The organism is Falsirhodobacter sp. 1013, from assembly GCF_051195255.1.
Lineage (GTDB): Bacteria > Pseudomonadota > Alphaproteobacteria > Rhodobacterales > Rhodobacteraceae > Falsirhodobacter.
Map to the genome: position 1 here is coordinate 261,517 of NZ_JBNJLK010000001.1, position 17,914 is coordinate 279,430.

Below are 17,914 nucleotides of genomic sequence, written 5' to 3' on the forward strand. Positions count from 1 at the left end.
TTTTCACGGCTGCGTTTGCAGATAGGCGATCAGGTCCGCGCGGTCCTGCGCGTCGGGCAGCCCCGCGAAGGCCATCTTCGTGCCGGGGGCATAGCCGCGCGGGTTGGTCAGGAAGGCGTCGAGGTTCTCCGGCGTCCAGCTTTGACCGGACATCGCCCGCAACGCGCCGGAATAGGCGAAACCGGGAACCGACGCCTTGGCGCGCCCCACCACCCCGTCCAGATGCGGGCCGATGCCATTGGTGTCGTTCAGTCTGTGACAGGCCTGACAGCGCCCGAAGACGTCCTGCCCGCGCGCGGCATCGCCCTGCGCCAGAACCTGGACCGCGCTGGGCGGGGGTGGCGGTTCGGCCACGGGCGCGATGGCATAGGCCAGCGGCACCACCGGCGGCGCGTAAAGAACGGAGGCCACGAGGTTCAGGCCAAGATAGACCAGAAGCGCTCCGGCCCCCGCCGCGATCAGCCGGATCATGCGTCCCCCTTGCAACCGATACCGGGGGATGTAGCGGCTTCCCCCCTTCCCTCGCAAGGTATACGAACAAGGCAAAAGGGGGACATATGACCGCACGCATCGCCTTCCAGGGGGAACCTGGCGCCTATTCCCACGCCGCCTGCCGCAACGCGCGCCCCGACATGGAGGTGCTGCCCCGTCCCACCTTCGAGGACGCGATCGAGGCCTGCCGTTCCGGCGAGGCCGATCTGGCCATGCTGCCCGTGGAAAACTCCACCTATGGCCGCGTGGCGGACATCCACGCCCTTCTGCCCAATTCCGGCCTGAAGATCATCGACGAAGCCTTCGTGCGGGTGGAGGTGGCGCTGATGGGTCCGCGCGGCGCGACCCTGTCCGGCGTCCGCCAAGCCATGAGCCATGCGGTCCTTCTGGGACAGGTGCGCGGCTTCCTGCGCCAGAACGGCATCACGACCGTGACGGGCGCCGACACGGCGGGTTCCGCCCGCGTGGTGGCGGAACGCAACGATCCGACGCTCGCCGCCCTTGCCCCGCGTCTTGCGGCGGAGATCTACGGCCTCGACATCCTTGCCGACGGGGTGGAGGACAACGCCGACAACACCACGCGCTTTCTTCTGTGCGCGCGCACGGCGGACCTGTCGCGCCGCGCCGACCGCATGGTCACCACCTTCACCTTCCGCGTGCGCAACATTCCCGCCGCCCTTTACAAGGCGCTGGGCGGGTTCGCGACGAACGGCATCAACATGACGAAGCTGGAAAGCTACATGGTCGGCGGCGCCTTTGTCGCGACCGAATTCTATGCCGACATCGAAGGCCATCCCGACGACGCGAACGTGAAGCTGGCGCTGGACGAGCTGGCGTATTTCACCACCAACATCACGATCCTCGGCACCTATCCGCGCCGGCGATCCTGAGTTCGGGGCCTGATCAGCGGGGGGCCGCCGCGCGGCGAAGACGGTCGTTGATCGCGCGGCCCAAGCCCCTTTCGGGCACGGCGGCGATGGCGATCGTGCCGCCTTCCCCCGCCTGCGCGTCGGCCTGCCGCAGCAGGTGGAACAGGTTGGCCGCCGCCTCCACCAGATCGGCGGAGGGGGACAGGTTCAGCGTTTCGGGCCCCGGGCCGAAGCCGATCCCGATCTCACCCCTTTGCGCCCGCGTGTTAAGCCGCACCCGGCCGCGCGGCGCGTAATGCGACAGAAGCTGGCCAGGGGCCGAGGGTTTGGCCGCATCGCCCCCTGTGGCCAGCGGACCCAGCACGGCTTCCAGCGCCTCGGCCGGGACGCCGCCGGGGCGCAGCAGCTGCGGCCTCCCCACCAGCCCGAGGATCGTCGATTCCACCCCGACGGCGCAGGGGCCGCCGTCCAGCACCGCCTCGATCCGGCCAGAAAGGCCGTCCAGCACATGTTCCGCCCGCGTCGGGCTGATGCGGCCGGACGGGTTGGCCGACGGCCCTGCCATCGGCCCGCCGAAGGCTCGCAGCAGGCCACGTGCCACCGGATGGGCCGGCACCCGGACGGCCACGCTGTCCAGACCCGCCGTCACCAAGGGCGACAGGCCCGCATCGGGCCGCAGGGGCAGCACCAGTGTCAGCGGCCCTGGCCAGAACCCGGCCAGCCGTTCGAAGTCCGGCGGCAGCACGGCGTATTGCGCCACGGCGCAGGTATCGGGAAGATGCACGATCAGGGGGTTGAAGCTGGGCCGGCCCTTCGCCTCGTAGATGCGGGCCACGGCGCGGTCGCTGCGCGCATCTCCACCCAGACCATAGACGGTTTCCGAGGGGAAGCCGACCAGCCCGCCCGCGCGCAGGATCGCGGCCGCCTCGTTCAGGCCGGCGTCGTCGGGAAGGATCAGGCGGGTGTCCATATCATGGCCTTTGCAACACACCTCCCTCGCTACCTCCACATCCGTGGTGCCGCAAGGGTGACAGCCCCCCCTTTGCGCGCTACACCCCAGTGCGACCGACCTTCCGGAGCTTTCATGCGCAACATCTTCCTGAGCCTTCTGGCCGTGCTGAGCCTTGCGGCCTGCGCGGAGCCGAAATGGGCCCCCGACGCCGCCGTCCAGCGCGCCGCCTTCCACAGCGACGACCCGCCCTCGATCACGCTGTTCACCGTGGTGCGGCCCAGCAACGGGCGCGGCGGGCATTCCGGCCTGCTGATCAACGGCACGCAGCGCATCCTGTTCGACCCGGCGGGCACCTTCTCGCATCCGCAGCTGCCGGAACGCAACGACGTGGTCTATGGCATGAACGACAAGATGGTCGACTTCTACATCGACTATCACGCGCGCGAAAACTGGGACATGATCGAACAGACCGTGCCCGTGTCCCGCGAAGTGGCCGACATGGTCGCGCGGCGGGCCCAAGGCTGGGGCGCGGTGGGCAAGGCGCAATGCGCGCATTCCATCTCGGCCATGCTGAACGGGGTGCCGGGTTTTGAATCCGTCGGCGGCACGTGGTTCCCCGCGAACCTGCGGAAAGAGTTCGCTGAGGTTCCGGGCGTTCAGGAACGGCGCATCACCGACGCCACCGCCCGCAAGGATTACGGCGTGGAACTGGTGCAGCCTGGCGATCCCCGCGCACAGGTCGCCGCCTACTGAAGCATCCACAAAAGGCCGTACAACATGGCCGCGCCGCCCAGGATCGCGTACATCGTGCTGCGGGTCACGACCCCCAGCAACACCGTGATCAGGGCGGCCCCCAGACGGGCGGGATCGATCTCTCCGCCCGTGATGTCCGGCCACAGGACCATGGGCGCCACCAGCCCGGGCAGAACCACGACCGGCGTGTAGCGCAGCCACCGCCGCGCCCAGCGGGGAAACTGCCGCCCCATCATCAGGCCCAGGAACGAAAAGCGCAAAAGGAACGTGCCGAGACCGAGCACGAGGATCAGCGTCCAGATGTCGTCCATCACGCGGCCTCCCGCTTCTGCCACGCTTCGACCTGCGCACCGACCGCCATCGCCAGCATCGCCGCCACCAGCACCCCCAGCCCGTAAGGCACCCCCGTCAACGCAAGCGACCCGAGGATGGAGGTGAGGCAGGCCGCCACATGCGCCAGCGTCCGCAGCATCGGGGCCAGCATGGCCAGAAAGGTGATCGGCAGCGCGAAATCCAGCGCGAAGGCGGCGGGAATGGCCGCCCCCGCAACGGCCCCCACCAGCGTGAAGACATACCACAGCAACAGGGTCGGCACCGCCGTCCCGGCATAGAAGGCCAGGATGTCCGGCAAGCTGCGCGGCTCCCGCTCCGCCATGTCCACGGTCAGCGCGAAGCTTTGATCCGTCAGCGTGTAGGCGATGGCGATCCGCTGCCAAAGGCTGGCCTGCCCCACCAGCGGGGCCAGCGCCGCCGAATACATCATCAGGCGCAGGTTCACCGCCAGGGCCGTGATCAGGATGATCAGCGTGGGCGTGTTGTCCTGCGACAGTTGCAGCGCGACGAACTGCGCGGCCCCCGCCACCATCAGGACGGAAAAGCCCATCGTTTCCGCCAGGTTCAGCCCGGCTTCGGTCGCGACGACGCCGAACAGAAGGGCGAAGGGCACGATGACGATCAGAAAGGGCGCAGAGGCCTGAAGGCCCAGCAGAAAGAAACGGCGCGGCATAGGTTCACGCTTTACGCAAGGATGCCGCTGGCATAGGCGCTTGAAAGAACCATTGCAATCGGCGGCAGGGGGAGGCGCAGATGAAGATCCTCGACGGACTGCCCGAACGGCACCGGACAGCCGCGGCACAGCTTTACTGGCAGGCGTTCGGGGGAAAGCTGGGCCGCGTCCTTGGCCCCGACGACCGGGGCCGGGACTTCGTGCGCCGCGCCCTTCGCCCCGACCACGTGCTTGCAGCCGAAGAAGGGGACCGGCTTCTGGGCATCTGCGGCTTCAAGACGGCGCGCGGGGCCTTCGTGGCGGCGGATGCGGGCGTGATGCGGGCCAGCTACGGCACCTTCGGGGCCTTCTGGCGGCAACAGGCCCTGGGCCTGCTGGTGCAGGACATCGACAATGAACGTTTCCTGATCGACGGCCTTTGCGTGGCCGACGGGGAACGGGACCGGGGCATCGGCACCGCCCTGATCGAGGCGATCTGCGCCAAGGCGCGTCATCAGGGATACGAGGCGGTCCGGCTGGACGTGGTGGACACGAACCTTGACGCGCGGCGGCTGTATGAACGGCTGGGCTTCCGGGCGGTCGGGACGCATCGGGTGCGTTCGGTGGCGGCGCTCTTCGGATTTGCCGCCACCGTCACCATGGTGCGCACGGAACCGGCGTCACCACCAGACCGGGGGTGACGAACAGCCCCTATTCGAACGAGCCGGCCGCCCGCGCCACCAGCATGAAGGCCCGCGCGGTGCGCGTTTCCGCCAGCGCCGCCAGCTCCCCATCCGTGGCGTATTCGCCAAAGGCGGGCAGGCTGCGGTCGAAGCTGCGCAGGAAGTGATGCGCGGCGTCCTGGAATATCTGATCCTCGCGCAGGCGCGCGGCCACGGTGCCAAGGGCGGCACGGTCGCGGATGGCGGCAATGGCCGAGGTGGCGGGAGACCGTTCCCCAGCCGCGAAACGGCGCCACAGATCGGGGCGCGGCGGTTCGGGCACAAGATCGTCCACAAACAGCCCATCCTCGGCCAGCAGGGTCAGGACGTCCTGCGCGGAACGGATCAGCCGCGCGGCTTCGGGATCGTCCAGCACGGCCTGAAGGGCGGCGATCCCTTCGGCATCGTCGGGCGAATCAGGGAAGTTCAGGGCGCGAAGGTAATCCTCCAGCGTCAGCTCCGAGGCGACGGGCTCCTCCTCCTCATAGACAGGTTGCGGGGCTTCGGCCATCGGCACCGCGCGCGGCGCTTCGGCCCGTGCCGTCGTCGGGCGCGTCATGCCCTTCGGCTCGGCCCGCGCGGCGGCCAGCGCACCGTGCAGGCGGTCCGCCTCGGCGCGCAGATCGCGCAGCGTCCGCAGGGTGGAGATCAGCACCACCATCAGCGCCAGCGGCCCCCCGATCAGAACAAGCGCCATGAACAGGCCCGGCCCCTGCCCTTCGGGCTGCGACACCCACCAGCCGATCACGGCGCCCAGCCACAGGACGATGCCCGCCGCGCCCGCAATCTCGATCAACGGTCCCTCGGCGCCGGGTCGTCCCGCACCAGAGCCTTGCCTGTCATTGTCTGCCATGCCGCCCTCAGATGTATCGGATCGAAACGACCTCGTAGCTGCGATCACCGCCGGGGGTCTTCACCTCCACCGTGTCGCCTTCGTCCTTGCCGATCAGCGCTCGCGCCAGCGGCGAGCGCATGTTCAGAAGCCCGTTCTCGATGTCGGCCTCGGCCTCGCCCACGATCTGGTAGGTCCGTTCCTCGTCCGTGTCCTCGTCCACCAGCGTCACGGTGGCGCCGAACTTGATGGCGCCCGACAGCTTGGTCGGGTCGATGACCTCGGCCAGCGACAAGGTGCCTTCCAACTCCTTGATGCGCCCCTCGATGAAGCTCTGCTTCTCGCGGGCGGAATGGTATTCGGCGTTTTCGGACAGATCGCCCAGTTCGCGCGCGTCGGCGATGGCGCGGATCACGGAAGGACGCTCCACCGTTTTCAGCGTCTTCAGTTCTTGGTCGAGCGCGTTGAACCCCGCGCGGGTCATCGGGATCTTGTCCATGGGCCTTTACCGTAAAAGCAAAGCCACGGTCCGCGAGGGAGCCGTGACCTTGGGTTCTTCGCTGGCAGACTGCACAGAGCAGGGCGCGAATTGCAAGCACCCTGCCCGGACATGCGCGAAACATGTCCCATCGCCCCGCATTTTCACGGGCAACGGGGGGGATTGTCACGTTGACCGTGCGTCTCGCCTGCGCCACATACAGCACTCAGCCCGGGGACGCCCCCAAGCCGGAGGACGGAATGACCGACGAGATCACGCGCGAATCGATGGAATACGATGTCGTCATCGTGGGCGGCGGTCCGGCCGGATTGTCCGCGGCGATCCGCCTGAAGCAGATGAACCCGGACCTTTCGGTCGTCCTGCTGGAAAAGGGATCGGAGATCGGTGCCCACATCCTGTCGGGCGCGGTTCTGGACCCGGTGGGCTTGGACGCGCTGATCCCGGACTGGAAGGCCAAGGGCGCCCCTGTCACCGTCGGCGTGACCGAGGACGATTTCTTCTACCTGACCGAAACCGGGCAGACGCGCCTTCCCAACGGCCCGATGCCGAAGCTGATGAACAATCACGGCAACTACATCGTGTCGATGGGCAACGTCTGCCGCTGGCTGGCCGAACAGGCCGAGGGGCTGGGGGTGGAAATCTTCCCCGGCATGGCGTGCTCGGCCCTTGTCCATGAAGGCGACCGCCTGAAGGGCGTCGTGGCGGGCGAGTTCGGCCGCAACGCCGACGGCACCCCCGGCCCCGGTTATGAACCCGGAATGGAATTGCACGGCAAATACGTGATGCTGGCCGAAGGCGTGCGCGGATCGCTGTCCCAGCAGGCCATCGCGCGTCACGGGCTGGAGGTGGGCGAGCCGCAGAAATACGGCCTCGGCATGAAGGAGATCTGGGAGATCGACCCCGCCAAGCACCGGATCGGCACGGTCACGCACACGCTGGGCTGGCCCCTGGGCAACAATGCCGGCGGCGGCTCCTTCATCTATCACGCCGAGAACAACCAGATCCTGATCGGCTTCGTGGTCCATCTGGGGTACGAGAACCCGTATCTTTATCCCCATGCCGAGTTCCAGCGCTTCAAGCACCACCCGATGGTGGCCGAGCTGTTGAAGGGCGGAAAGCGCGTGTCCTATGGCGCGCGGGCGATCACCGAAGGCGGCTGGCAGTCGCTGCCAAAGCTGGTGGCGCCGGGCGTGGCGCTTCTGGGGTGCAGCGCGGGCATGGTGAACCTGCCGCGCATCAAGGGCAACCACAACGCGATGCTGTCAGGGATCGCGGCGGCCGAGGCGGCGGCGGCGGCCATCGCCGCGGGCCGGGAAGGCGACACGCTGGACGATTACGACACGGCGGTGCGGGACGGGGCGATCGGCAAGGACCTCAAGACGGTCCGCAACGTCAAGCCGTTGTGGTCGCGCTACGGCCTCAAGGGCTCGCTGGTGCTGGGCGGCATCGACATGTGGACGAACGAGAAGCTGGGCTTCTCGGTCTTTGGTACGCTGGGCCACGGCAAGACGGACGCGGCGGCCACGGGCAAGGCCGCGGATTTCCGGCCGATCGATTACCCCAAGCCCGACGGCGTCCTGTCCTTCGACCGGCTGACCAACGTGGCCTTTTCCTTCACCAATCACGAGGAAAGCCAGCCCTGTCACCTGAAGCTGAAGGATCCGGCGGTTCCCATCGCCTACACCCTGCCGACCTTTGCCGAACCCTCGCAGCGCTACTGCCCCGCCGGCGTCTACGAGGTGGTGGAGGACGCCGCCGGCCCCCGCTTTGTCATCAACTTCCAGAACTGCGTCCACTGCAAGACCTGCGACATCAAGGACCCGCCCCAGAACATCACATGGACCACGCCCCAGGGCGGCGACGGACCAAACTACCCGAACATGTGAGGGTATGGGTCACAGACAAACCCTTGAAGGGTTTGCGATCCGGCGCGATGCACCCTATCGTCGCGTGGTTGCAGCCGGAGGCCCCATGCCCGACACGTCCCGTTCCCGTTTCGCCGCGCTGGCTTTGGCGCTGTGCCTTCCCGCCGGCGCCATGGCGCAGGACGCAGGTGCGTATCTGGCCGCCCGCGTGGCCGCCGAAGGGGGGGACCATTCCTCGGCCGCCGCCTGGTACAGCCGGGCGACCGCCGCCGACGCCTCCAACCCGGCGCTGCTGGAAGGCACGCTGATCGCCCATATCGCGGCGGGCCAGTTCGATCAGGCCTCGGCCGTGGCGCAGACCATGGGATCGCTGAACCTCAACAGCCCGACCATGTACGTGGCGCTGGTCGACAAGCTGGCCAAGGCGGGCGACTGGGACGGCATCCTCGCGCTGAACACCGATCTGGAAGCCGTGGGCGCGGTGATGCAGCAGCTGATCGACGGATGGGCCGAACTGGGGCGCGGCCAGGCCGACGCCGCGATGACAGCCTTCGACAAGGTGGCGCAGTCGCAAGGCCTTCAGGCCTTCGGCCTGTATCACAAGGCGCTGGCCCTCGCGATGGTGGGCGATCTGGAAGGGGCAGAGGCGATTCTGGCCGATCCCGACCATCCCGTCGCCGTCACCCGTCGCGGCACGCTGGCCCGCGTGCAGCTTTTGTCGCAGCTGGACCGCAAGGACGAGGCGCGGGAGCTGCTGGCCCTGACCTTCGCCGAATCCGATCCGGCGCGCCGGATGCTGACTGCCGCCCTTGATGCCGGGGAAACGCTGCCCTGGGACATCGTGCGCAACCCGCAGGACGGCATGGCCGAGGTGTTCTACACCCTCGCCTCGGCCCTGTCGGAGGAAGCGGGCGACACCTTCACCCTGGTCTATGCGCGCATGGCCACGGACCTGCGTCCCGACCACGCCGAAGCGCAGATCCTGGTCGGGGACCTTCTGGGCGGACAGGGCCAGACGGCCATGGCCATCGCGGCCTATGGCGCCGTTCCCGACACCGATCCGCTGCGCGAGGCGGCCAACATCTCCAAGGCGGACGCGCTGTTCTCGAACGATCAGGACGCCGAGGCCGTGGACACGCTGAAGGCGCTGGCCGCCGAACGCCCCGACGCCCTGGGCGTGCAGGTGGCGCTGGCCGACGCCCTGCGCCAGACCGAGGATTTCACCGCCGCCCTGCCGCAATACGACAAGGCGTTGCAGATGATCGGCTCCCCTTCCAAGCAATACTGGCCCGTCCTGTTCAGCCGCGGCATCACCAATGACCGCCTGGGCCGGAAAGAGGAAGCCGAGGCCGACATGCGCGCCGCGCTGGAACTGGTGCCCGACCAGCCGGACGTGTTGAACTACCTTGGCTATTCGCTGGTGGAACAGCACCGCAAGCTGGACGAGGCGCTGGACATGATCGAGCGCGCCGTCGCCGCCATGCCCGAGTCCGGCGCCATTCAAGACAGCCTCGCCTGGGCCTTCTTCAAGCTGGGTCGCTTCGACGAGGCCGTGGGTCCGATGGAGACGGCGGTTCTTCTGGAACCCGCCGACCCCATCCTGACGGACCATCTGGGCGACATCTACTGGGCCGTCGGTCGCCAGGACGAGGCGCGGTTCCAGTGGCGCCGCGCGCTGGTTTTCAACCCTGAACCCGCCGAGGTGGAGCGCATCAACCGCAAGCTGGAAAAGGGCCTGACGCAGGTTCTGACCGACGAAGGCCAGGCTGATTTCGCCGCCACGCTGACCAAGGCCAGCCATGACAACCATTGAGGCGCTGGCCCGCGCCAAGGTGAACCTTGCCCTGCACGTGACGGGGCGGCGGGACGACGGGTATCACCTGCTGAACAGCCTGGTCGTCTTTGCCGGCGTGGGCGACCGTCTGGTCGGCCACACCGCCGACACCCTGACGCTGGAGGTGACCGGACCCGAGGCCGCCAGCCTTCAGGGCGAGGATGACAATCTGGTTCTGCGCGCGGCGCGCCTGATGGGCACGGCGCGGCTGCGGCTGGACAAGGTGCTGCCTGTGGCGTCAGGCATCGGCGGCGGATCGGCGGATGCGGCGGCCACGCTGAAGATCATGTCGGGCCTGACGGGCCGCCCCCTGCCCCCGCCCGAACAGGTGCTGGCTTTGGGCGCGGACGTGCCGGTCTGCCTCAACGGCTCTCCGGCGCGGATGGCGGGGATCGGCGAACGGCTGGACCCGGTGCTGATGCCGAAGGCGTGGCTGGTGCTGGCCAATCCGCGCGTGCCCGTGCCCACCGGCCCGGTGTTCAAGGGGCTGGCCGGGTTCGGTGCCCCGCTGCCGGACATTCCGGCCTTTGCCACGGTGATGGAACTGGCCCGCTGGCTGCGCGCCACCCGCAACGATCTGGAGGCGCCCGCCATCGCCATTGCCCCCGTCATCGCCACGGTGCGCGACGCGCTGGCAGACCTGCCGGGCTGTCTCTTCGCGCGGATGTCGGGATCGGGGGCGACCTGCTTTGGCCTGTTTGCGACCGAGACCGAGGCGCGGGCCGGCGTCGCCGCCTTGCCCCAAGACTGGTGGCGCGCCGCAGCCCCGTTGGAAACCTAGCGGATCCGCGCCACGACGTAATCGGCCAGATCCACCAGCATCTCGCGCAGCGTGTGCGTGGGCAGCGGATCCAGCGCGGCCTTGGCCCGGTCCGCCCAGGCCAGCGCGTCCGCGCGGGCCGCGTCCAGCGCGCCATGGCGTTTCAGGATCGCCTGCGCGTGGTCCAGATCGCCGTCGCGCTGATCCCCTTCGGCGATCGTGCGTTGCCAGAAGGCCCGCTCCTCGGCATCGGCAAGGGCCACGGCCTTGATCACGGGCAGGGTCAGCTTGCGTTCGCGGAAATCGTCGCCGGTGTTCTTGCCGATGGTTTCGGCCACCCCGCCGTAATCCAGAAGATCGTCCACGATCTGGAACGCGATGCCCAGCGCGTCGCCGTAATCGCGCAGGCCCCGGACCTGGTCCGGTGCGGCGTCGGCGATCATGCCGCCCACCTCGGCCGCGGCCGCGAACAGGGCCGCCGTCTTGCCGCGCACCACCTGAAGATAGATCGCTTCCGTGGTCGCCAGATCCTGCGCGGCGGTCAGTTGCAGCACCTCGCCCTCGGCAATGGTGGCAGAGGCGTTGCACAGCACGTCCAGCACGTCCATCCGCCCCGGTTCGACCATGGTCTGGAACGACCGCGCGAACAGATAGTCGCCCACAAGGACCGAGGACTTGTTGTCCCACAACAGGTTCGCCGTCGGACGCCCGCGCCGCTGGGCGCTTTCGTCCACCACGTCGTCATGCAGCAGCGTCGCCGTGTGGATGAATTCGACCGTGGCCGCCAGATGGATGTGGAAGGGACCGTCATACCCGCACATCCGCGCGGCGGCCAGAACCAGCATCGGGCGCAGGCGCTTGCCGCCCGCCTCCACCAGATGGGCCGTCACCTCGGGGATGCGCGGCGCGTGTTCCGAGGCCATCCGTTCCCGGATCAGGACGTTGACCCGATCCATGTCCGATCCCAGCCAGTCGCCCAGCCGGTCATGCGGTTTTTGCGAAACGTCGTCCACGTTCAGTCCCCGATCCTCGACAAACCTGCGCCTGCCGCATATCCTGTTAAGATGAAAGAGCTTCTGCGCACCACCGACCCCACAGTGATCGCCTTCGCACAGGCGCTGCTTCAGGGCGAGGGTATAGACGTCTTTGTCATGGACGTCCACATGAGCATCCTGGACGGCGGCATCGGCGCGCTTCCCCGCCGGATGATGGTGCACGAGGACGACCACGCGGCCGCCGCCCGCGCCCTGATCGACAACGGCGTCCTGCCGGGCCACTGATGTTCGCCGCTGTGACCGAGGACCGGTTCCTGGACGGCCGCCTGCGCATCCTGCAGCCGCGGGACGGCTACCGCGCCGCCACCGATCCGGTGTTTCTGGCCGCCTCTGTGCCCGCGCGCGCAGGGCAGCGCGTTCTTGAACTGGGTTGCGGCGTGGGCGTGGCCGCGCTGTGCCTTGCGCACCGCACGGGCGCGCATCTGACGGGGGTGGAGGTTCAGGCCGATTACGCCGACCTCGCGCGACGCAACGCCGACGCAAACGCCCTGCCGCTGGAGGTGATCGAGGGCGATCTGGACCGCCTTGCCCTTACGGACAGCTTCGATCACGTCATGGCCAACCCGCCCTATTACTCCGGCGGCACCCCCTCGCGCGATGCCGGCCGCGACATCGCCCTGCGGGAAGATCTGCCGCTGGCCCGCTGGATGGAGGTGATGGCCCGGCGCCTGCGCCCCGGCGGGACGATGACGCTGATTTTCGGGGCGGACCGGTTGCCGGATGCGCTGTGTGCGATGCCATCCTCGGTCGGGTCGGTGGTGGTTTTGCCGCTGGCCGCGCGGGAAGGACGGGCGCCGAAACGGCTGATCCTTCAGGCAAGGAAGGGCGGACGGGCCGCGTTCGTGCTGGCCGCGTCCGCGATCCTGCACGCGGCGGCGGAACATAAGCACGATGGCGAAGATGTCACCCCCCTCGCCCGCCTCATCCTGCGCGAGGGTGGCGGCTTTCCGCAGCCCTTGGCGGCCGCTTCGCGCGGGTGACCGCACATGGGCGAAAAGAACGCGTGACACGACTCAAAGAGCGTGTTGCAATTCTTTTACACGCAATCACACAGGAGACCGTCATGTCTGTTGCCTCGCATCTGCAAGAACTGCGCCGCAAACACGATTCTCTCTCGAACTCGGTGGTCTGGGAACAGCGCCAACCCGCCGCCGACGCCATCAAGGTTGCCGAGATGAAGAAGCAGAAGCTTCGTCTCAAGGAAGAAATCACCAAACTGGCGCGCATCTGAAGCGTGCCGGCGCTGGCGGCCTCCCCCCGCCAGCGCCGCAGGTCTCAGGCCGACAGCGAAAGGGCGTCGCGGGTCCAGTCCGGCTTCGTGGTCGGAGCACCGAACAGGTAGCCTTGCAGGCAGTCGATCCCGATCCCGCGCAGGAACTCCGCCTCGGCCACGGTTTCGACGGATTCCGCCACCGTCACCATCTCGAACTGCTGGGCGATGGATTGCAGCGCCCGCGTCAGCACCTGATTGTCCGGGTCACGGTCGATGCCCCGGACGAACTGCCCGTCGATCTTCACCATGTCGAAGAAGAAGTCCTTGAAGTAGCGGAAGGCCGTGAAGCCCGCGCCGAAGTCGTCCAACGCAAAGGCGATGCCGTACTGCTGCAGCTCGTCCATGAACGACACCACCAGCTCCGGCACCAGCATGGCGGAGCTTTCGGTGATCTCCAGGATCAACCGCTCGCCCACCGTGGCGTCGCGCTTCAGCCCGTGGCGCAGCGCCCGCATCCACGGAGCATAGCCCACGGACCGCGCGGACATGTTCACCGCCAGCCGCAGGGTCGGGTTCTGCGACAGCGTCCACAGACCCGCCTCCAGCGCCGCGACGTCGATGCGGCGGCCGGTTTCCTGTTCCTCCACCGCCGCCATGAAATCCCGTGCCGGGATCACCCGGCCCGACGGGTCCAGAATGCGGATCAGCCCTTCGTGAAACGCCACCCGCGTCGGATCGGAGCCGAGCACGACCGGCTGGAAGGCCAGTTTCACCCGCTTCTGATCCAGCGCCTGCGACACCATCGCCAACGTCTGCCGGTCGTTTTCCGAGATCGCGAATCCCAGAGGCGTGCCCTCGATCGCCGCCTTGCGCTTGTTCTCAGCCATCGAATCCTCTCCGAGTCCCACGCTGGACAACTTGGGGCATGGCTCGTAAACAAAAGCTGAAGATTTCGCATTTGCATCGAATTGGGCGGACCGGCACATGGACGGGCAGCGCTGCCACTGGTGCGGGACGGACCCCGTCTATGTCGCCTATCACGACACCGAATGGGGCATGCCCGACACGGATCCGCGCGTGTTGTGGGAAAAGCTGATCCTGGACGGGTTCCAGGCAGGGCTCTCCTGGATCACGATCCTGCGGCGGCGCGACGGGTTCCGCGACGCGTTTGAAGGCTTTCATCCCGACACCATCGCCCGCTGGGGGGAGCCGGAGGTGACGCGCCTTCTGGCCGATCCGCGCATCATCCGCCACCGCGGCAAGATCGAGGCGACAATCCTGAACGCCCGCGCCTATCTGGACATGCCCGATTTCGGCGCCTTCCTTTGGGACTACGTGGACGGCACGCCCTTTGTGAACGCGCCCGAAACCCCGGCCGACATTCCGGCGGCGACGGACCTGTCGCACCGCATCTCGAAGGACCTGCGCAAGCGCGGGTTCCGGTTCTGCGGGCCCACCATCACCTACGCCTTTCTTCAGGCGTCGGGGTTGATCAACGACCATCTGGTCGGCTGCCCCGCCCGCGCGCGCTGCCTCTCAGCGGGACAGCGCGTCCAGAACGGCCAGCGCGTCGGGTGAATCCCATTCGGCGTCGCCGGTCAGGCGGCCCACGATCTGTCCTTCGGGATTCAGGATCAGCGTCACCGGCAGGCCGATCACCCCCACCTTGCGCGCCAGCGTCTGGTCGGGATCGCGCAAGGCGGTCACATGGGTGACGGACTGTTCGGCAAAGAACTGGCGGATCTTCGGCACCGGGTTGCGGCCCGTGGCCACCGTCACCACCGCAAGGTCGGGACGCGCGGCCTGCAGCCGGTCCAGGGATGGCATCTCCTTCCGGCAGGGCGGGCACCAGGTGGCCCAGAAGTTCAGCACCGTCCACTGGCCGGCCGGAAGGGCCTGCACCTCGTCCTCCAGCGTCAGAAGATCGGCGGCGGGCAAGGGCTTCGCCTCCTCGAAGGCCAGCTTGCGCATGTCGCCCGCCTGCACGGCCTGCGCCGCCGGAACATCGGCCATCGCCGTATTTGCGCCAAGCGCCAAGGCGGTATAGACGAACAGGACGCGCAGCATCAGAACCTCCGAAGGCTATTCCATGACCGCATCCGACCAGACCTCTGCCAACGCCATGTGGGGCGGGCGCTTTGCCGCCGGTCCGGACGCGATCATGACGGCGATCAACGCCTCGATCGGGTTCGACCAGCGGATGGCGGCACAGGACATCGCCGGATCGCGGGCCCATGCGGCGATGCTCGCGGCACAGGGCATCATCACGGATAACGATGCGGAGGCGATCGGCCAAGGCCTTCTCACGGTGTTGTCAGAGATCGAGGGCGGCGCCTTCCCCTTTCGGGTGGAGCTTGAAGACATCCACATGAACGTGGAAGCCCGCCTGAAGGAGATCATCGGAGAACCGGCGGGCCGCCTTCACACCGCCCGTTCGCGCAACGACCAGGTCGCGCTTGATTTCCGCATGTGGGTGCGGGACCAGTGCGACGCGGCCATCACGGGGATCGAGGCGCTGCTGCGCGCCTTCGTCGCCCAGGCCGAGGCGGGGGCCGACTGGGTCATGCCCGGCTTCACCCATCTGCAGACCGCCCAGCCCGTGACCTGGGGCCATCACATGCTCGCCTATGCCGAGATGCTGGGCCGCGACCTGTCGCGCTTCCGCGACGCCCGCGCGCGGATGAACGAATGCCCGCTGGGCGCGGCCGCGCTGGCCGGAACCAGCTTCCCGATCGACCGTCACGCGACGGCGAAGGCGCTGGGCTTCGACCGGCCCACGGCCAACAGCCTCGACTCCGTGGCCGACCGCGATTTCGCGCTGGAGTTCCTGTCGGCCTCCACCATCACCGCGATGCACCTGAGCCGGTTTGCCGAGGAGCTGGTGATCTGGTCCTCGGCCCAGTTCCGCTTCGTGCGCCTGTCGGACCGCTGGACGACCGGATCGTCCATCATGCCGCAGAAGAAGAACCCCGACGCCGCCGAACTGCTGCGCGCCAAGATCGGCCGCATTCTGGGCGCGACAGTCGCGCTCTTCACCGTGATGAAGGGCCTGCCGCTGACCTATTCCAAGGACATGCAGGAGGACAAGGAGCAGGTCTTCGACGCCGCCGACACGCTGATGCTGTGCCTTGCCGCGATGACCGGAATGGTGGGGGACATGCAGGCGAACGTGGCGGAACTGAAGAAGGCCGCTGCCTCCGGCTTCTCCACCGCCACGGATCTGGCGGACTGGCTGGTGCGCGAACTGGGCCTGCCCTTCCGCGATGCCCATCACGTGACCGGCACGCTGGTGGCCCTGGCCGAATCCAAGGGCTGCGACCTGCCCGACCTGACGCTGGCCGACATGCAGGGCGTTCATGCCGGCATCCGCGCGGACGTGTTCGATGTTCTGGGCGTGGACAACTCCGTCCGTTCGCGGCAATCCTACGGGGGAACCGCGCCGGACCAGGTCCGCGCGCAGGTCGCCCGCTGGAAGGAAATCCTTGGATGAAACCCCTTGCCGTCCTGTCCCTTCTGCTGCTGTCCGCGTGCCAGACCGGCCCGTATCTGAACGCGGGCATCGGCATCGGGCCCGGCGGCGTCTATGTCGCCCCTTCCGTCAGCGGCCGCATGGGCGGTGTCGGCGTGGCGGTCAGCCCCTGAGGTTCCAATGACACATCCGCTCCTTCTGGCCTGCCTGCTGGCCGTGGCCACCTTTTTCGCCTTGTCGGGCTGTGGCGTGGACGGCGACCCTGTCGCGCCCAACGGCACCGAGATCTTCCCCGCCGACACCCAGCCCGAGATCAACCGCTAGATGGATCACTTCTCCTACCGCTCCGGCACGCTGCACGCCGAGGATGTGGCGCTGGCCGACATCGCCCGCGTCGTCGGCACGCCCTTCTACTGCTATTCCACGGCCACGCTGACGCGCCATTACCAACTGTTCACCGAAGCGCTGTCGCCCTTGCCGCATCTTGTGTGCTTTGCCATCAAGTCGCTGTCGAACGTGGCGGTGCTGAAGACGCTGGGCAGCCTCGGCGCGGGGATGGACGTGGTGTCGGCGGGCGAATACCTGCGCGCCAAGGCCGCAGGCGTTCCCGGGGACCGGATCGTCTTCTCCGGCGTGGGCAAAACGCGGGAGGAGATGCGGATTGCGCTGGAAGGCGGCATCCGCCAGTTCAACGTCGAATCCGAGCCCGAGATGCGGGCCCTGTCCGAGGTGGCCACCTCTTTGGGCAAGGTCGCCCCCATCACCATCCGCGTGAACCCCGACGTGGACGCCCGCACGCATGAAAAGATCGCCACCGGCAAGTCGGAAAACAAATTCGGCATCCCCATCGCCCGCGCGTCCGAAGTCTATGCCGAAGCCGCCCGCCTTCCCGGTCTGGACGTGGTCGGCATCGACGTTCACATCGGCAGCCAGCTGACCGAGCTGGAACCGTTCGAGCAGGCCTACCTGAAGGTCGCCGACCTGACCCGTCGCCTGCGCGCCGAAGGGCACGACATCCGCCGTCTGGATCTGGGCGGCGGCCTTGGCATCCCTTATGCCCGCGGGAACGAGGCCCCGCCTTTGCCCATGGAGTACGGCGGGCTGATCAAGCGCACCGTGGGCGATCTGGGCTGCGAGATCGAGATCGAGCCCGGCCGCCTGATCTCGGGCAATTCGGGCGTGCTGGTCAGCCGCGTGATCTACGTCAAGAACGGCGAAGGGCGGGACTTCCTGATCCTCGACGCCGCGATGAACGATTTGGTGCGCCCGTCCATGTATGGCGCGCATCACGACATCGTCGCGGTGGAGGAGCCTTTGGTCGGCGCCGACCAGCAGCCCTACGACGTGGTGGGCCCCGTCTGCGAAACCGGCGACACTTTTGCCAAGGGCCGCCCCCTGCCCGCGCTGGCCGAAGGGGATCTGGTCGCCTTCCGTTCGGCCGGTGCCTACGGGGCGGTGATGGCGTCGGAATACAACACCCGGCCGCTCATTCCCGAAATCCTCGTGAAAGACGATCACTATGCCGTCATTCGCGCCCGTCCGACGTTTGACGAAATCCTGTCGCGCGATACCATACCGGACTGGCTGTAGTTGCGGTCAGGCTAGGCAGGTGGG

23 protein-coding genes are annotated in these 17,914 nt (G+C 67.8%); 14 read left to right on the top strand and 9 right to left on the bottom strand.

Annotated elements, in window-relative coordinates; genetic code table 11:
- Positions 1-3: 3 nt before the first annotated feature.
- The gene (locus ACSHZY_RS01370; RefSeq protein ID WP_435164388.1) at positions 4-471 is read right to left on the bottom strand and encodes a c-type cytochrome; all 468 of its coding nucleotides are present in this window, start codon (positions 469-471) and stop codon (positions 4-6) included.
- Between the two features lie 86 nt (positions 472-557).
- Between ACSHZY_RS01370 and ACSHZY_RS01375 the strand changes: the two genes are divergently transcribed.
- Positions 558-1,382, top strand: coding sequence for a prephenate dehydratase (locus ACSHZY_RS01375; RefSeq protein WP_435164390.1), 825 nt, complete (start codon positions 558-560; stop codon positions 1,380-1,382).
- A 13-nt stretch (positions 1,383-1,395) separates the two neighbouring features.
- Here the strand turns inward: ACSHZY_RS01375 and ACSHZY_RS01380 are convergent, their stop codons facing one another.
- Complete coding sequence (locus ACSHZY_RS01380; protein ID WP_435164392.1) at positions 1,396-2,331, bottom strand: L-threonylcarbamoyladenylate synthase; 936 nt, start codon at positions 2,329-2,331, stop codon at positions 1,396-1,398.
- Between the two features lie 114 nt (positions 2,332-2,445).
- Between ACSHZY_RS01380 and ACSHZY_RS01385 the strand changes: the two genes are divergently transcribed.
- The gene (locus ACSHZY_RS01385; RefSeq protein WP_435164393.1) at positions 2,446-3,066 is read left to right on the top strand and encodes a hypothetical protein; all 621 of its coding nucleotides are present in this window, start codon (positions 2,446-2,448) and stop codon (positions 3,064-3,066) included.
- On the opposite strand, the gene ACSHZY_RS01390 is transcribed toward ACSHZY_RS01385, so the two are convergent.
- Both ACSHZY_RS01390 and ACSHZY_RS01395 read right to left on the bottom strand, forming a co-directional pair.
- The gene (locus tag ACSHZY_RS01390; RefSeq protein ID WP_435165424.1) at positions 3,060-3,380 is read right to left on the bottom strand and encodes an AzlD domain-containing protein; all 321 of its coding nucleotides are present in this window, start codon (positions 3,378-3,380) and stop codon (positions 3,060-3,062) included. The genes ACSHZY_RS01385 and ACSHZY_RS01390 overlap by 7 nt on opposite strands.
- Positions 3,377-4,072 (bottom strand): AzlC family ABC transporter permease, encoded by a 696-nt coding sequence (locus ACSHZY_RS01395; RefSeq protein WP_435164395.1) that lies wholly within the window; start codon positions 4,070-4,072, stop codon positions 3,377-3,379. The genes ACSHZY_RS01390 and ACSHZY_RS01395 overlap by 4 nt, the downstream gene beginning before the upstream one ends.
- A gap of 80 nt (positions 4,073-4,152) precedes the next feature.
- Between ACSHZY_RS01395 and ACSHZY_RS01400 the strand changes: the two genes are divergently transcribed.
- The gene (locus ACSHZY_RS01400) at positions 4,153-4,752 is read left to right on the top strand and encodes a GNAT family N-acetyltransferase (RefSeq protein ID WP_435164397.1); all 600 of its coding nucleotides are present in this window, start codon (positions 4,153-4,155) and stop codon (positions 4,750-4,752) included.
- Between the two features lie 10 nt (positions 4,753-4,762).
- Here ACSHZY_RS01400 and ACSHZY_RS01405 read toward each other — a convergent pair whose 3' ends face one another.
- Positions 4,763-5,626 (bottom strand): hypothetical protein, encoded by an 864-nt coding sequence (locus ACSHZY_RS01405; protein ID WP_435164398.1) that lies wholly within the window; start codon positions 5,624-5,626, stop codon positions 4,763-4,765.
- Between the two features lie 7 nt (positions 5,627-5,633).
- Positions 5,634-6,104 (bottom strand): transcription elongation factor GreA, encoded by a 471-nt coding sequence (gene greA / locus ACSHZY_RS01410; RefSeq protein ID WP_435164400.1) that lies wholly within the window; start codon positions 6,102-6,104, stop codon positions 5,634-5,636.
- A 239-nt stretch (positions 6,105-6,343) separates the two neighbouring features.
- Between greA and ACSHZY_RS01415 the strand changes: the two genes are divergently transcribed.
- From ACSHZY_RS01415 to ACSHZY_RS01425, 3 genes are all read left to right on the top strand, one after another.
- Positions 6,344-7,990, top strand: a complete 1,647-nt coding sequence (locus tag ACSHZY_RS01415; RefSeq protein ID WP_435164402.1) for an electron transfer flavoprotein-ubiquinone oxidoreductase — start codon at positions 6,344-6,346, stop codon at positions 7,988-7,990.
- An 85-nt stretch (positions 7,991-8,075) separates the two neighbouring features.
- Positions 8,076-9,782, top strand: coding sequence for a tetratricopeptide repeat protein (locus ACSHZY_RS01420; RefSeq protein ID WP_435164404.1), 1,707 nt, complete (start codon positions 8,076-8,078; stop codon positions 9,780-9,782).
- Positions 9,769-10,584 (top strand): 4-(cytidine 5'-diphospho)-2-C-methyl-D-erythritol kinase, encoded by an 816-nt coding sequence (locus tag ACSHZY_RS01425; RefSeq protein WP_435164406.1) that lies wholly within the window; start codon positions 9,769-9,771, stop codon positions 10,582-10,584. Before ACSHZY_RS01420 ends, ACSHZY_RS01425 begins: the two co-directional genes overlap by 14 nt.
- On the opposite strand, the gene ACSHZY_RS01430 is transcribed toward ACSHZY_RS01425, so the two are convergent.
- Entirely contained in the window at positions 10,581-11,582 is a 1,002-nt protein-coding gene (locus tag ACSHZY_RS01430) for a polyprenyl synthetase family protein (protein WP_435165427.1), read from the bottom strand. The two genes, ACSHZY_RS01425 and ACSHZY_RS01430, sit on opposite strands and share 4 nt — an antisense overlap.
- Before the next feature lie 45 nt (positions 11,583-11,627).
- Between ACSHZY_RS01430 and ACSHZY_RS01435 the strand changes: the two genes are divergently transcribed.
- From ACSHZY_RS01435 to ACSHZY_RS01445, 3 genes are all read left to right on the top strand, one after another.
- Positions 11,628-11,843, top strand: coding sequence for a DUF2007 domain-containing protein (locus ACSHZY_RS01435; protein WP_435164408.1), 216 nt, complete (start codon positions 11,628-11,630; stop codon positions 11,841-11,843).
- Positions 11,843-12,598: a tRNA1(Val) (adenine(37)-N6)-methyltransferase gene (locus ACSHZY_RS01440; RefSeq protein ID WP_435164410.1), complete on the top strand. Its 756-nt coding sequence runs from the start codon at positions 11,843-11,845 to the stop codon at positions 12,596-12,598. The genes ACSHZY_RS01435 and ACSHZY_RS01440 overlap by 1 nt, the downstream gene beginning before the upstream one ends.
- Before the next feature lie 83 nt (positions 12,599-12,681).
- Positions 12,682-12,849, top strand: a complete 168-nt coding sequence (locus ACSHZY_RS01445; RefSeq protein WP_435164412.1) for a YdcH family protein — start codon at positions 12,682-12,684, stop codon at positions 12,847-12,849.
- 44 nt (positions 12,850-12,893) lie between these two features.
- On the opposite strand, the gene ACSHZY_RS01450 is transcribed toward ACSHZY_RS01445, so the two are convergent.
- Positions 12,894-13,718, bottom strand: coding sequence for an EAL domain-containing protein (locus ACSHZY_RS01450; protein ID WP_435164414.1), 825 nt, complete (start codon positions 13,716-13,718; stop codon positions 12,894-12,896).
- 97 nt (positions 13,719-13,815) lie between these two features.
- Here ACSHZY_RS01450 and ACSHZY_RS01455 point away from each other — a divergent pair, with 97 nt between their 5' ends.
- Positions 13,816-14,409, top strand: a complete 594-nt coding sequence (locus tag ACSHZY_RS01455) for a DNA-3-methyladenine glycosylase I (protein ID WP_435164416.1) — start codon at positions 13,816-13,818, stop codon at positions 14,407-14,409.
- Here ACSHZY_RS01455 and ACSHZY_RS01460 read toward each other — a convergent pair.
- Entirely contained in the window at positions 14,368-14,898 is a 531-nt protein-coding gene (locus ACSHZY_RS01460) for a TlpA family protein disulfide reductase (RefSeq protein ID WP_435164418.1), read from the bottom strand. The two genes, ACSHZY_RS01455 and ACSHZY_RS01460, sit on opposite strands and share 42 nt — an antisense overlap.
- A gap of 22 nt (positions 14,899-14,920) precedes the next feature.
- Here ACSHZY_RS01460 and argH point away from each other — a divergent pair, with 22 nt between their 5' ends.
- The 4 genes from argH to lysA are packed head-to-tail and all read left to right on the top strand — an operon-like array spanning position 14,921 to position 17,890.
- Positions 14,921-16,321: an argininosuccinate lyase gene (gene argH, locus ACSHZY_RS01465; RefSeq protein ID WP_435164420.1), complete on the top strand. Its 1,401-nt coding sequence runs from the start codon at positions 14,921-14,923 to the stop codon at positions 16,319-16,321.
- Positions 16,318-16,473 carry a hypothetical protein gene (locus ACSHZY_RS01470; RefSeq protein ID WP_435164421.1) on the top strand — a complete coding sequence of 52 codons (156 nt, stop codon included), beginning with the start codon at positions 16,318-16,320 and terminating at the stop codon, positions 16,471-16,473. The genes argH and ACSHZY_RS01470 overlap by 4 nt, the downstream gene beginning before the upstream one ends.
- A 7-nt stretch (positions 16,474-16,480) precedes the next feature.
- Positions 16,481-16,624, top strand: coding sequence for a hypothetical protein (locus ACSHZY_RS01475; protein WP_435164423.1), 144 nt, complete (start codon positions 16,481-16,483; stop codon positions 16,622-16,624).
- Positions 16,625-17,890 (top strand): diaminopimelate decarboxylase, encoded by a 1,266-nt coding sequence (gene lysA, locus ACSHZY_RS01480; RefSeq protein WP_435164425.1) that lies wholly within the window; start codon positions 16,625-16,627, stop codon positions 17,888-17,890.
- Positions 17,891-17,914 lie beyond the last annotated feature (24 nt).